The sequence below is a fragment of the Sphingomonas endolithica genome, from assembly GCF_025231525.1.
Lineage (GTDB): Bacteria > Pseudomonadota > Alphaproteobacteria > Sphingomonadales > Sphingomonadaceae > Sphingomonas > Sphingomonas endolithica.
Window position 1 is genome coordinate 3,645,080 of sequence record NZ_CP103057.1, and the last position, 13,029, is coordinate 3,658,108.

A 13,029-nucleotide genomic window follows, 5' to 3' on the forward strand; every position below is an offset into this window, starting at 1 on the left:
GGGCTAACGCTCCGCCCGGTATAATCGGGAAGCAGGTGGCGACATGGTGACGATGGGAAATGTGTGGGATCGCACGACCGCGTTCCTCAGCGAGCATCTGTCGGCGATCCTGCCGGTCGCGTTGCTGGCGATCCTGCTGCCCTCCGCGATCCAGTCGATCATCGCGCCGCTGGCTACACAATCGGAAACCGCGCGGCTGTCGGTAAACGGCGCATCGCTGCTGCTGTCGATCCTGTCGCTTTGGGGGCAATTGGCGATCGTCGCCTGGGCGCTCGATCCTGCCGGCGGGCGCGGCGCGATGCGCGTGGCGAGCCGACGGTTGCTGCCGATGATCGGCGTGGCCTTGCTGCTACTGCTCGGCATGCTGCTGCTGATCGCGCCGATCCCGGTCGTGCTCGGCCTGTCGGGCTATGACCTGCAGGCGGCGATGAACGGGCAGCAGGGGGAAGTGCCGCCCAATGCCGCGGGGTTCATCGTGCTGTACACGTTGGCGCTGCTGCCGATTTTCCTGTTCCTCGGATCGCGCCTGGCGCTGGTGACGCCGTTGGTGGTGGCGGAACGGCGCGGCACCGGCGTGTTCGCGCGCTCCTTCGCGCTGACCCGCGGCATTGCGTGGAAGATCATCGGCGTGCTGGTGCTGCTGCTGATCGTGGCGATGGTCTCCGTGCTGGCCGCCCGGACGGTGTTCGGATCGATCCTGCAACTGATCGCCGGCGGCGACGGGGACATCACCATCGCCACGGTGCTGACGGCGATGATCGTCAGCCTGGTGGGGACGGTGTTCACGGTGCTGGCCGATGCGTTCACCGCCAAGCTGTACCTAGCGGCGCGCGCCGCACGCGAGCCGATCGCCACGGCATCATGAAGATCGATATGGCCGGCGCGTTGCGCGATGCCTGGGCGATGTGGCGCACGGACGGCGACCTGTTGGTCCGCATCGCCGCCTTGTTCCTGTTCCTGCCGCAATTCGCCACCCTGCTGCTGCTGCCGCCGATCCCGCCGATGGTGGTGACGGCGGAGATGAGCCAGGCGGCGCAAATGGCGCTGGCGGAAAGCATCGTCGCCTGGATCTCGGCTTATGGCGGCTGGTATCTGCTCGCTGCGTTGATCGTGCAGGCCGGCACGCTGATCGTGCTGACGGCCTATCTGGGACGCGACCGGCCCGATCTGGGCGGTGCGATCCGCAGCGCGGCGCAGCTTTTTCCGCGCTACCTGCTGGCCATGATCCTGGTCGGGTTGCCGCTGGGGGTGGGCGTGTTGACGCTCATTCTGCTGCTGCCCGGCCTGTACGTGCTCGGCCGGATGATCGCGCTGGGGCCGATCCTGGTTGCCGAACGCCCGATCAGCGTCGGGCGCGGCGTGGCGCGGAGCTGGGCGATGACCCGTGGGTACGGGCTGCCTTTGGCGGGGCTGGTATCGCTGACGATCCTGGGTGGCGCGCTGATGGCGGCGCCCTTCACGATGATCGACAAGGGGCTGCGGGCGGCCGCGCCCAACGTCGTGGCGATCACGCTGGCCGATGCGGCGGGGGCGGCGGTCGCTGCCGCCGCCTTGCTGGCGACGGCGCTGGTCCAGATCGCGGTCTATCGCCGGCTGGAGAACAGCGGCACCTGAGGCGCTGCGTCGGCCGGCAGCGCGCCGGTCGCCCGCGGATCGGCGAAGGTCTCGATCGTGCGCGAGATCGCGGTAAAGCCCGACGCGCGGTAGAAGCCGAGCGCCGAGGGGTGATCGAGCGTGCAGGTGTGCACCCAGACCCGGGAGACATCCCGGCGCCACGCCATCGCCAGCGCCTGCGCCATCATCCAGCGGCCATGGCCTTGCCCGGCGAGTTCGGGGATCAGCCCGAAATAGGATAGTTCGCACGCGCCGGCCTTGCGGAAATCGAGCTCCAGCAGGCCGACCTCGATCCCCTGGCGATCGACCGCGGCGTGGATGGTGATGGCGGGATCGTGGATGATGCGGGTGAGTGCGGCATCGTCCATCACCAGCCGCGAGAACCACAGCCAGGGCGCACCGACGCGGGCGAACAGCGCGCGGTACTTGTCCGGCGCGGGGGAGGACCAGCGCACCAGGCGGAGCGGGGAGGGCGGCAGCGGCCGGGCGGCGGGGCGCCGCGTCATCTCCAGCGTGGTGACGATCGTCGCCACCTGGTCGTCGGCCACCGGGATCAGCGCCACGCGGTTACTCCCACGTCGCGAGCGGCGGGAGGCTCATCAGGATCGCGTCGATATTGCCGCCGGTCTTCAGGCCGAACAGCGTGCCGCGATCATAGACCAGGTTGAATTCGGCATAGCGGCCACGCCAGGCGCGCATGCGGGCGAGGTCGGTATCGTCGAACGGATCGTTCATCCGCCGCCGCACGATGCGGGGATAGGCATCCAGGAACGCGCGGCCGACATCCTGGGTGAAGGCGAAATTGGTCGCGAAATCGCCTTCCAGATGATCGTAAAAGATGCCGCCGACGCCGCGATGCACCTGGCGGTGAGGGATGAAGAAATAATCGTCGGCCCATTTGCTGAAACGCGGATAGTCGCCCGGTACATGCGCATCGCAGGCCGCCTTCAGCGTGGCGTGGAAATCGGCGGTGTCCTCCTCGCGCGGCAAGGGCGGGTTGAGGTCGGCGCCGCCGCCGAACCAGCGCTTGGTGGTGATGAGGAAGCGGCAGTTCATGTGCACCGCGGGCACGTGCGGATTGGCCATGTGCGCGACCAGGCTGATGCCGGTGGCAAAGAAGGTCGGATCGTCGCTGGCGCCGTGGATCGATTTCGCGAAATCGCCCTCGAACGTGCCGCCGACGGTCGAGACGTTGACGCCGACCTTCTCGAACACCTGCCCCTTCATCACCCCGCGCACCCCGCCGCCGCCGGGGCCCCCGGAGGGATCGACGCGGTCCCAGGGAATGAAGTCGAAGGCGGCCGCCGACCCCGCCTCGCGCTCGATCGCGACGAATTCGGCGCAGATCAGGTCGCGCAGATGTTCGAACCAAGTGCGGGCGGCGGTTTGTTGTTCGTCGAGGATCATGGGCGGCCCTTAACTGATCATCCCCGGTACGGGGAGAGGCTAGAGTGGCCAGCCACCCGTTTGCCGCAGCGCCTCGGCGGCGACGATGCCGGTGGCGACCGAGATGTTCATCGAGCGCATGCCGGCGCGCATCGGGATCAGCACGCGCACGTCCGCCCGCGCATGCACGTCCTCCGGGACGCCGGCCCCCTCGCTGCCCATCAGGAGCACGTCGTCGGGCGCGAAGGCCGCGCCGTCGAGCCGTACGGCGCCCTTGGTGGTGAGCAGCACGATGCGCCCCGCGACCTGCGCCTCGAACGCGGCCCAGTCGACATGGCGCACGACATCGACCGCGCCGACATAATCCATGCCCGATCGCGCCAGCGCCTTGTCGCTCCAGGTGAAGCCCATCGGTTCGATCAGATCGACGCCGAGCCCGAGGCACGCGGCGGTGCGCAGGATGGCACCGACATTGCCGGCGATATCGGGTTGGTACAGGGCGATCCGCATCCCGCGATCCCTGGCACGTCCGGCGGGTGCATCGCAACCGCCCTAAAATGCTGTTGGCAAAGCGCTGTTCCCCCGTCTATCAGACCGCCAGCCTCCGCGGGAACGGAGGATTGGGGACGCGTATCTTTACGTCGCGAGGTGCGGCTCCAATTGAACGCCGCGCTAAGTTGCAAGGGCAAGTGAATGGCAAGTGTTGATACCGCTGTCCCACCTGGTGAGGATCCGGCCCCGTTTCATGAGGAGGTCTCCGACCCCCGGCGTCGCGATTTCATCAACATTGCCGCCGTGTCGTTTGCCGGCGTCGGCGCGGTCGCGATCGTGCTGCCGCTGATCAACCAGATGAACCCGAGCGCCGACGTGCTGGCGCAGGCGACCACCGAAATCGATCTGTCGAAGATCCTGCCGGGCCAAGCGATCAAGACGGCTTTCCGCAAGCAGCCGCTGTTCGTGCGCAACCTGACCCCGGCCGAGATCGCCGCCGCCAACGCCGTGCCCGTCAGCGAGTTGCGCGACCCCCAGACGCTGGCCGAGCGCACCAAGCCCGGCAAGGAAAACTGGCTGATCACGATGGGCGTGTGCACCCATCTGGGCTGCGTGCCGCTAGGCGCGGGCGAAGGCGAGAACAAGGGCCCGTTCGGCGGCTATTTCTGCCCGTGCCACGGTTCGGCCTATGATACCGCCGCCCGCATCCGCAAGGGGCCGGCGCCGCTCAACCTGCACGTGCCGGATTACGCTTTCTCGTCAGACACGACCGTGACGGTCGGTTGAGGATCAAGATATGAGCTTCCCCTGGGCCAAGCATTACGCGCCGACCAACCCGCTGATGAAGTGGGTGGACGAACGGCTGCCGCTCCCGCGCCTCGTCTACAACGCGGTCGGCGCCGGCTATCCGGTGCCGCGCAACCTCAACTATTTCTGGAACTTCGGCGTCCTCGCCGGTGCGGCCCTTGGCATCCAGATCATCACCGGCATCGTGCTGGCGATGCACTATGCCGCCAATGGCGGCGTGGCGTTCGATTCGGTCGAGCACATCATGCGTGACGTGAATGCCGGCTGGTTCCTGCGCTATGCGCACGCCAACGGCGCCTCGATGTTCTTCATCGTCGTCTACCTGCACATCTTCCGCGGCCTCTATTACGGATCGTACAAGGCGCCGCGCGAGATGATCTGGCTGCTGGGCGTCACGATCTTCCTGCTGATGATGGCGACCGCCTTCATGGGCTATGTGCTGCCATGGGGCCAGATGAGCTTCTGGGGCGCGCAGGTCATCACCGGCTTCTTCTCGGCCATACCAGGGGTCGGCGAGACGATCCGCATCTGGCTGCTCGGCGGATTCGCGCCGGACGATGCCGCGCTCAACCGCTTCTTCTCGCTCCACTACCTGCTGCCGTTCGTGATCGCCGGCGTCATCATCCTGCACATCTGGGCGCTGCACATTCCGGGATCGAATAATCCGACCGGCGTGGAAGTGAAGGGCGAGCAGGATACCGTGCCGTTCCATCCCTATTACACGGCCAAGGACGGCTTCGGGCTCGGCATCTTCCTGCTGGTGTTTGCCGGGCTGCTGTTCTTCTACCCGAACTATCTCGGCCATCCGGACAATTACATACCAGCCAACCCGCTCTCGACGCCGGCGCACATCGTGCCTGAATGGTATTTCTGGCCGTTCTACGCGATCCTGCGCGCCTTCACGGTCGATTTCATCCTGCCCGCCAAGCTGTGGGGCGTGCTCGCGATGTTCGGCTCGATCCTGCTGCTGTTCTTCCTGCCCTGGCTGGACAATTCGCCGGTGCGGTCGAACAATTATCGCCCCAAGGCGCGGATCGCGTTCTGGATCCTGGTGCTCGACGTGCTGGTGCTCGGCTATTGCGGTGGTTCGGCCGCGGACCCGGCCTATGTCATCGCCAGCCAGATCGCCGCGATCTACTATTTCGCGCACTTCCTGATCATCCTGCCGATGATCTCGCGCTCCGAACGGCCGACGCCGTTGCCCAACTCGATCACCGAAGCGGTGCTGGCCAAGCATGGCGGCACCAGCCCGGCGCACACCGCCTTGACCCCCGCTGTGCAGTCGTAAGCGAACAAGAGGGAATACGACCATGGTTCGCTTCATCGCAATGCTCGTCGGGATCGCCTTTGCCGGCGTCCTGGCGCTCGCCCTGATCGCCAGTGTCTCGGGCGTGATCACCGATCCGCCGGCGGCAACCGCCGAGCATGAATTCCACTTGCACCCCAAGGAGCTGGCGCTGTCCAGCAACGGGCCGCTCGGCAAGTTCGACAACCGCCAGGTCCAGCGCGGCTTCCAGGTGTACAAGGAAGTATGCGCCGCCTGCCATTCGCTGCGTCTGGTGGCGTTCCGCGATCTCGGCGAGATCGGCTATAGCGAGCCGGAAGTGAAGGCGATCGCCAACCAGTGGGTGATCGAGCAGCCGTCGATCAACCCCGACACCGGCGAAGCCGCGACGCGCAAGAACATCGCGTCGGACAAGTTCCCGTCGCCCTTCCCCAACGAAATCGCGGCCCGAGCCGCGAACAACAATGCGCTGCCGCCAGACCTTTCGCTGATGACCAAGGCGCGTCACGACGGCCCGGCCTATATCTACTCGCTGTTGACGGGCTACCGGAACCAGCCGGCGGAACTGCTCAAGCATTTCCCGGATGCCAAGACTCCGACCGGGCTGCACTACAACCCGTACTTCGCGAACCTGAACATCGCGATGCCGCCGCCGCTGACCAGCGATGGCCAGGTCGGCTATACCGACGGCACCAAGGCGAGCGTCGACCAGATGGCCAAGGACGTCTCGGCGTTCCTGGTGTGGACGGCAGAACCCAAGCTGCAGGCACGCCATGGCGCCGGTGTGGCGGCGATGATCTTCCTGCTGATCTTCAGCTTCCTGGCGTACGGTGCGTACCAGAACGTATGGCGCAACGTTAAGCATTGAGCCTCGGCCAGCGGATTAGCATCGCTAATCCGCGTCTCGGGCCAGGCCCGGCCGGCGGGCGCAGCCCGACCGACGGCGCGGCTACGCCGCGTCGGTCACTTGAGCCTACATCCGGAGGGTGGAACGAATATGTTCCGCCCTCCGTTTGTTTTCCATCAGCGGCGCTTCGGCAGGCCGCTCTCCGCGTTCGGGAGTTGGAAAATGGCATTTTCGGGTATCAAGTTGGCCGCGCTCGGCCTGATCGCGGCGCTCGGCCTTGGTGGGTGCACCGACGGCTATGGCTATAGCGGCCTCTCCGCCGGCTATGGTGCCGGCGGCTATGGCTATGGTGATGGCTATTACGATGGCGGCTACGGCTATGGCGACGCCGGCTATGGCTATGGCGGCTTCGGCAACAGTTATTACGGTTGGTTCGGCGACTATTATTATCCGGGTTCCGGCTATTACGTCTACGATCGCTATCGCCGCCCGCATCGCTGGAACGACAATCAGCGCCGCTATTGGGAAGGCCGGCGTGGCAACGGCCGCCCCGGTGGCAACTGGCAAGGGCGCCCTGGTGGTGATGGTCGTCCGGGCAATTGGCAAGGCCGCCCCGGCGGCAATGGCCAGGCCGGCAACACCGGCCGACCGAACCGGCCCAATTGGCAGGGCTTCAACCGCCCGGGGCAAGGCCAGGGACAGGGATTCCAGGGCATGCGACCGGGCCAAGGATATCAGGGTAATCGCGGACCCCGGCCGGGCCATCAGGGCAACCGTGGCGAGCGCCCGGCGGTTCAGCCGGGTAGCGCAGACGCCGGTGCGGTACGTCAGCCGCAGGCACGGCCGGAAGGTGGACGTCCGACGTTCCGCCAATGGGGCGGGCAGAACCGTGGCGGCATGCGCGGGGGCGGTGGTGGTGGCCGTCGTGGTGGGCGGCCGGAGTAAAACCGTCACTGCTCCCGGCGACGGGTGGGGCCCAGTACGGATGCAGTAGTTGGTTGGCGGCGCGTCATAACCCGCTTCATCGCTACTGGGCCCCGGCCTCCGCCGGGGAGCTTAAGGGGGTAATTAGCTCAGGCTGGGCGCGTGCGGATCAGGCCGATCGACACGAAGGTCAGCACGGCGACGTCATCCTGGTTGAGCACCGTCATCCTGGATCGATAGCTGCCCATTTCCGGCCGGCTCTGCGACGCGCGCTTGTCCACGATCTCGGTTTCGCAGCGTAGCGTGTCGCCGGGATAGACCGGCTTCAGCCAGCGCAGTTCGTCGATCCCCGGCGATCCCAGCCCGGCCTGCTCGTTGGCCTTGAGATTGGCCACCACCATCGACATCACCATGCCGCAGGTATGCCAGCCACTGGCCGACAAACGCCCGAAATGGGTCTGCGCGGCGGCTTCGTCGGAGAGATGGAACGGCTGGGGATCGAACTTCTCGGCATAGGCGATCACCTCGTCGCGCGTGACCGCGTAATGGCCGAAGCTCTGTTTCGATCCGACCTCAATATCCTCGAAATACTGCACGCGCGCTCTCCTATCTCTTTACGGCGTTCCATGTCCCCAGGGTGCCATCGCCGGCACGCGGCGCGATACCCAGCACGGATGCCAATAACGGCTGGATATCGACATTGTCGAACGCCGCGATCGTGCGACCGCGGGCAAAGGCCGGGCCGCTGGCAATGAACAAGGCGGTCATGTCGTCGGCCATATTGTCATAGCCATGGCTGCCGCCGCTAGAGGCTTCCTTCGGGGCGCTCGCGGCGATCGTCCAGCCGTCATTGGCGAGACACAGATAGGGCGGCACACGCGGATTCTTGCCGTAGGCCAGGCGCGCCGGGATTTCCGCCTTGCGCCAGCAGTTCATGTGATCGGCCTTGCGCAGGAGCCGCTTCTCCAGCGCCGCCTCATGCCCGGGGACAGCGGCAAGCGCGGCATAGGGGCCGCTCTCGACGATGCGGTAATCCGCCGGATCGGCCACGCGATCGAGCGCGATGGTGCGCGTGCTGCTCGTCGCGGCCATGCCGTGATCGGCGACGATAACCATATTGGCCGGCTGGCCGAGCGTGGCGAGGCCGCGCAGCAGATCGCCGATTTGCGCATCGACCTCCGCCACGGCCGCCGTGGTGCGCGCATCGCCGGGCCCGAAGCGATGCCCGGCGGTATCCACTGTGTCGAAATAGAGCGTCAGGAAGGCCGGCCGGATCGCCGCCGGGCGCCGCAGCCAATCGAGCACGCCGTTGACGCGCTGCGTTCCCGTCACTGCCTCGTTATATTGCTGCCAGTCATCGGGGCGCACCCCTCCGGTCAGCGCGTTCGGCCATGTGTCGGCGCGCTTGCCGCCGATCGCGACATTGGCGCCGGGCCAGAACATCGTCGCGGTCCTGATTCCTGCTTTCTCGGCGGTGACCCAGATCGGCTCGGCCTCGTTCCACCAGAACGGATCGTCGCTCGCCATGGTGAAGACCTCGCCCGGGCGGCGGGCATCCTCCATCTTGTTGCCGACGATGCCGTTGCGGTCGGGCCGCAGCCCGGTGACCAGGGTATAATGGTTGGGGAAGGTCTTGGACGGGAAGCTCGGGTGCATCGGCCCGGTCGCCCCCTCGGCGGCGAGCCGCGACAGGTTCGGGGTTACGCCGCGGCCGAGATAATCGGGGCGGAAGCCATCGATCGAGACGAGGATCGTGACGGGCGCGCGGGCTTCCTGTGGCGCCGCCTGCGCCGGCGGTGGCGGAGGGGCTGTGGTGGCGCAGGCCGACAGGGCCAACGCAGCGAGTGCGAGCAATTTCTTCATTACAGACGGTCGTCCCGGATAGCGATCAGCCCCGGCCCATACCCCCTCCGTACTCCTGCGCAAGCAGGAGCCCAGGGTTGCGCGGTGCTGCCCTCACTACCCTGGGCTCCTGCGTTCGCAGGAGCACGGCGGTGCGCTATTGCCCCAAGGCAAGCTTGGCGAACAGCGTGAAACTGACTGGTGTTTTGCCATACGCTGCGTCCAGCGCATCCGGCAGCACGTAGGTGCCGACCGTGCCGCCAACGGCCAGCCCCAGCGGCCCGACGACTGGCAGGCGATAGGCATAGCCCCCCTCCAGCTTCGTCACGCGAAAGCGCCGGTCGTGCAGCGGATCGGCGTGGTCCGGAAACAGCTCGTCATTGGCGACGTTCTCGATCCGGCCGAACACGCTGTGCCGCGCGGACAGGTCGTAATTGGCCTCGCCCAGCCACGCGGTGAGCGTCCGACCCGGCCCCTTGTCCTTGTTGGAGAAGGCGAACGTCGTGGTGAGCGGCCCATTGGCGTAATTGATGCTGGCGGTGGTGCGCCTCTCGTTGCTGTCCGGCTCCAGTTCCTCGGGCGATTTCAGCCAGCCATAGCTCGCCTGCACCGCCCAGGCAGGGGAGGGCGTCCAAGTGGCGCGCAGGCTCCACGAATCGAGCCGCGGCGTCTCGATGTTCCAGCGCCGCGAGTCCGGCTCGCGCCCGCGGAATGCCGATGCTTCGAGCTGGAAGGTGGGCGCCGAGATCCCGGCCGTCGCCACGCCATAGGTGATGTGCGTGCTGTCGAACCAGTGATGCGTGATCGGCGACAATGGCTGATATTGCGCCGACTTGCGGTGCATGAACGCCGATGGCCCCAGTGCCGGCTCGCCCACCGGGCCGCCGTACAGGAACAGACTGGTGTCGGGGGCGACATCGACGTCGATCCGCCCGGACAATTCCATGAACAGATCGTGCGGATGCTGGCGGTCGACCAGCGGCCGGCCGTCGGCCACTTCGCCCGTCGCCAGCAGGTTGGGATAGCCGCGTGCGCCCATCAGCGGCTCCAGGCTCAGCATCGTCTGCAGCTTGATCCGCGCAGCCTCGCCGAGCGGGCGTTGCGCGGTGACCATCGCCATCGACTCGACAAACGCCTCGTTGCTGCCGCGCTTGCCGCCCTGATCGGTATAGACCCCCCAGGCATAGCCGTGCAGCATCAGCATCCAGTCACCCCGGTGCAGCATGACGCCCTGCATCATGCCTTCGTTCTGAGGCAGGCGGGAGGTGCCGGAACCGGCGGCATAGCCGGTGGGCGTCATGGTCATGCGGGGCATGGCGGTCATATCATGAGCCATGGCGGTGTGGTCTGCGTCTCTCCCGAGCGTATTTCCCGGCGCAGGCCGGGGCCCAGTCGGCAAGGTGGATGTTGGCAGGGGCTGCGCGTCGTTACGCTTGTCTCCCGCCTGGGCCCCGGCCTTCGCCGGGGAACTGGCAGGGGCCGTGGCGGGCGCCGGCATCTCCATGCCATGCATGTCATGCCCTTGCGCCATCACCGGCACAGGACAAACCATCGCGGCGCCAGCCGCGAGCAGATACTTCTTCATCGTGAGATCTTTCGTCGAATCATGAGCAGGCGGAGGCGCGATGCCTCCGGTCGATCATGCCTCGGCGCGCGGCGGGGGCGTGGCGGGGGGCGTCATCCGGCCGCGGTCGAAGCGGATGAGCGCGCGGCCGGCGGGGAGGGCGGCCAGCGGCATCGGTGCGGCCACGCCTGCGCGCAGCAAGGTCGCGGGCGGGATGCAGCCCATGCAGGCATGCACGGCCAATGCCTGGCGCTCTTGATTCTCGACCGGCGCCGGCATCGTGTGCGGCATCGCCATCCCGGCCATCTCGCCCGATCCGTCATGGCACGGCGCGCTCGCCATTGCCGGCAAGGCCAGGCAGGCGAGTAGCAGCATCAGGATCAGGCGCGCGATCATCGTGGCGGTCTAGCGACGCGCGGTGGCCATAAGAAGCCCAGCGAGCCGAGCAACAGCCCGAGGAACCCGCTCTGCGCGACCAGCGCGGGCGCGAACTCGCGCAGGCCCAAGCCGCTCCACGCATAGGAATTGGCCGCCACGTCGCAGAGCATGATCGCGAGGCCGAGGCCCAGTGCGGAGCGGCGCCAGCCGAGCAGCAGCAGCACGATCACCGCCGCATCCAGCGCGACCAGCGAATTCCAGAATGCGTTCAACACCGGCGGGCCGAAATTGTACGGCGCCCAGCCGAACGACCAGAAATCCAGCGCATGCGCGATGCAGCCGATGGCGAAGCACAGGCCGATCACGGCCAGCAGCACGCGTTCGATCGGCCGGCGAGTCATGGCTCAGCTGTGCAGGAAGTGCATGACGTCACCGTCCTGCACGACATAGGTCTTGCCCTCGGCGCGCAGCTTGCCCGCGTCCCGCGCCTTGGATTCACCACCAAGCGCGATGAAATCCTCGAACGCGATCGTCTCGGCGCGGATGAAGCCCTTTTCGAAATCGCTGTGGATCTCGCCCGCCGCCATCGGCGCGGTCGCGCCGACATGCGTCGTCCAGGCACGCGTTTCCTTGGGGCCGACGGTGAAGAAGGTCAGCAGCTGCAGCAGCGAATAGCCCGCGGTGATCACGCGCGCGAGGCCGGTTTCCTCCAGCCCGAGCTCGCCGAGAAACTCGCCGCGTTCGTCCGGCGCCATCGTGGCGATCTCCGCCTCGATCGCCGCCGAGACGACTACCGCCTGCGCGCCCTCGGCCTTGGCCTTCTCGAACACCCTGGCCGACAGCGCATTGCCGTTCGCGGCATCGCCCTCGTCGACATTGCAGACGTAGAGCACCGGCTTGGCGGTAAGCAATTGCGCCTGCGCGAACACGCGCGCCTCGTCTTCGTCCTTGGGCTGGGTCAGCCGCGCCGGCTTGCCGTCGCGCAGCAGCTCCAGCGCCTGGCCCAGTACCGAGGCGGCGATCTTGGCTTCCTTGTCGCCCTGAGTCGCCTTCTTGGCGGCGGCGGGGACCCGTTTCTCGAGCGATTCGAGATCTGACAGCATCAATTCGGTCTCGACCGTCTCGGCATCGGCGATCGGATCGACCGTGCCCTCGACATGCGTCACGTCGGTCTCGGTAAAGCAACGCAGCACGTGCACGATCGCATCGACCTCGCGGATATTGCCGAGGAACTGGTTGCCGAGGCCTTCGCCCTTCGACGCGCCGCGGACCAGCCCGGCGATATCGACGAAGCCCAATTGCGTCTCGATGATCTTCTGCGAGCCGGCGATCGTCGCCAGCTGCTGCAGCCGCGGATCGGGCACCGCAACATTGCCGACGTTCGGCTCGATCGTGCAGAACGGATAATTCGCCGCCTGCGCCGCGGCGGTCTCCGTCAGAGCATTGAACAGGCTCGACTTGCCGACATTCGGCAGGCCGACGATACCGCAACGGAAACCCATTATATCGCCTATGGTCTTGGATGGAGCCGGCACGCCGGCGACTGCGCAAAGGCCGATAGGCGATGAGAGGCGGCAACGCCAGTCCGGCGTGCGCCGCGCCTTAGCTGGCCGAGACCACCATCCGCAGCACCGGCCGGGTAGCGCGCGATCGATGCGCGCGTTCCTCGTGCAGGGCGGCAAGCATCAGGTGCGCCTCCGCTGCGGTCACATTGCCGCTTGATTGTGCCAGCATCCGCTCCGTCGCCGCGCGGTGTTCATGATATGAGACGTCGTCCATCATGTTCAGCTCCCCTGTCGGCAACAAGGTAACGTTTCGGCGAGAGAAGTCTTTGATCTGGCTCAACTTTAAACGGCTAAATCAATAGTCCGTAGGATGCAATTAGGCCGC

The 13,029-nt window shown here is 66.5% G+C and carries 16 protein-coding genes; 6 read left to right on the forward strand and 10 right to left on the reverse strand.

What is annotated here, in order from left to right:
• Nucleotides 1-43 precede the first annotated feature (43 nt).
• Together NV382_RS17235 and NV382_RS17240 are read left to right on the forward strand one after the other, a co-directional pair.
• Nucleotides 44-865 carry a hypothetical protein gene (locus NV382_RS17235; protein WP_260597965.1) on the forward strand — a complete coding sequence of 274 codons (822 nt, stop codon included), beginning with the start codon at nt 44-46 and terminating at the stop codon, nt 863-865.
• Complete coding sequence (locus tag NV382_RS17240) at nt 862-1,614, forward strand: hypothetical protein (protein WP_260597966.1); 753 nt, start codon at nt 862-864, stop codon at nt 1,612-1,614. The genes NV382_RS17235 and NV382_RS17240 overlap by 4 nt, the downstream gene beginning before the upstream one ends.
• Here the strand turns inward: NV382_RS17240 and NV382_RS17245 are convergent.
• The 3 genes from NV382_RS17245 to NV382_RS17255 are packed head-to-tail and all read right to left on the reverse strand — an operon-like array spanning nt 1,584 to nt 3,510.
• The gene (locus tag NV382_RS17245) at nt 1,584-2,177 is read right to left on the reverse strand and encodes a GNAT family N-acetyltransferase (protein WP_260597967.1); all 594 of its coding nucleotides are present in this window, start codon (nt 2,175-2,177) and stop codon (nt 1,584-1,586) included. The two genes, NV382_RS17240 and NV382_RS17245, sit on opposite strands and share 31 nt — an antisense overlap.
• 4 nt (nt 2,178-2,181) lie before the next feature.
• Complete coding sequence (gene hemF, locus NV382_RS17250; protein ID WP_260597969.1) at nt 2,182-3,021, reverse strand: oxygen-dependent coproporphyrinogen oxidase; 840 nt, start codon at nt 3,019-3,021, stop codon at nt 2,182-2,184.
• Nucleotides 3,022-3,060: 39 nt separating this feature from the next.
• Nucleotides 3,061-3,510 (reverse strand): tRNA (cytidine(34)-2'-O)-methyltransferase, encoded by a 450-nt coding sequence (locus NV382_RS17255; RefSeq protein ID WP_260597970.1) that lies wholly within the window; start codon nt 3,508-3,510, stop codon nt 3,061-3,063.
• A 183-nt stretch (nt 3,511-3,693) separates the two neighbouring features.
• Here NV382_RS17255 and petA point away from each other — a divergent pair, with 183 nt between their 5' ends.
• From petA to NV382_RS17275, 4 genes are all read left to right on the forward strand, one after another.
• Entirely contained in the window at nt 3,694-4,278 is a 585-nt protein-coding gene (gene petA, locus NV382_RS17260; RefSeq protein WP_260597972.1) for a ubiquinol-cytochrome c reductase iron-sulfur subunit, read from the forward strand.
• A gap of 10 nt (nt 4,279-4,288) precedes the next feature.
• Entirely contained in the window at nt 4,289-5,587 is a 1,299-nt protein-coding gene (locus NV382_RS17265; protein ID WP_260597973.1) for a cytochrome b, read from the forward strand.
• 22 nt (nt 5,588-5,609) lie between these two features.
• Nucleotides 5,610-6,452, forward strand: a complete 843-nt coding sequence (locus NV382_RS17270; RefSeq protein ID WP_260597975.1) for a cytochrome c1 — start codon at nt 5,610-5,612, stop codon at nt 6,450-6,452.
• A gap of 201 nt (nt 6,453-6,653) precedes the next feature.
• Nucleotides 6,654-7,376 (forward strand): hypothetical protein, encoded by a 723-nt coding sequence (locus tag NV382_RS17275; RefSeq protein ID WP_260597976.1) that lies wholly within the window; start codon nt 6,654-6,656, stop codon nt 7,374-7,376.
• Between the two features lie 128 nt (nt 7,377-7,504).
• On the opposite strand, the gene NV382_RS17280 is transcribed toward NV382_RS17275, so the two are convergent.
• The 7 genes from NV382_RS17280 to NV382_RS17310 all read right to left on the reverse strand — a co-directional run bounded on the left by NV382_RS17280 (nt 7,505) and on the right by NV382_RS17310 (nt 12,918).
• Nucleotides 7,505-7,951 carry a MaoC family dehydratase gene (locus NV382_RS17280; protein ID WP_260597978.1) on the reverse strand — a complete coding sequence of 149 codons (447 nt, stop codon included), beginning with the start codon at nt 7,949-7,951 and terminating at the stop codon, nt 7,505-7,507.
• A 10-nt stretch (nt 7,952-7,961) separates the two neighbouring features.
• Entirely contained in the window at nt 7,962-9,218 is a 1,257-nt protein-coding gene (locus NV382_RS17285; RefSeq protein ID WP_260597979.1) for an alkaline phosphatase family protein, read from the reverse strand.
• 136 nt (nt 9,219-9,354) lie between these two features.
• Nucleotides 9,355-10,512, reverse strand: coding sequence for a hypothetical protein (locus tag NV382_RS17290; RefSeq protein WP_260597980.1), 1,158 nt, complete (start codon nt 10,510-10,512; stop codon nt 9,355-9,357).
• A 324-nt stretch (nt 10,513-10,836) separates the two neighbouring features.
• Nucleotides 10,837-11,157: a hypothetical protein gene (locus NV382_RS17295; RefSeq protein ID WP_260597981.1), complete on the reverse strand. Its 321-nt coding sequence runs from the start codon at nt 11,155-11,157 to the stop codon at nt 10,837-10,839.
• Complete coding sequence (locus tag NV382_RS17300; protein ID WP_260597982.1) at nt 11,154-11,540, reverse strand: hypothetical protein; 387 nt, start codon at nt 11,538-11,540, stop codon at nt 11,154-11,156. The genes NV382_RS17295 and NV382_RS17300 overlap by 4 nt, the downstream gene beginning before the upstream one ends.
• A gap of 3 nt (nt 11,541-11,543) precedes the next feature.
• The gene (gene ychF, locus NV382_RS17305) at nt 11,544-12,641 is read right to left on the reverse strand and encodes a redox-regulated ATPase YchF (protein WP_260597983.1); all 1,098 of its coding nucleotides are present in this window, start codon (nt 12,639-12,641) and stop codon (nt 11,544-11,546) included.
• Nucleotides 12,642-12,741: 100 nt separating this feature from the next.
• Nucleotides 12,742-12,918 carry a hypothetical protein gene (locus tag NV382_RS17310; protein WP_260597984.1) on the reverse strand — a complete coding sequence of 59 codons (177 nt, stop codon included), beginning with the start codon at nt 12,916-12,918 and terminating at the stop codon, nt 12,742-12,744.
• Nucleotides 12,919-13,029: the final 111 nt, after the last annotated feature.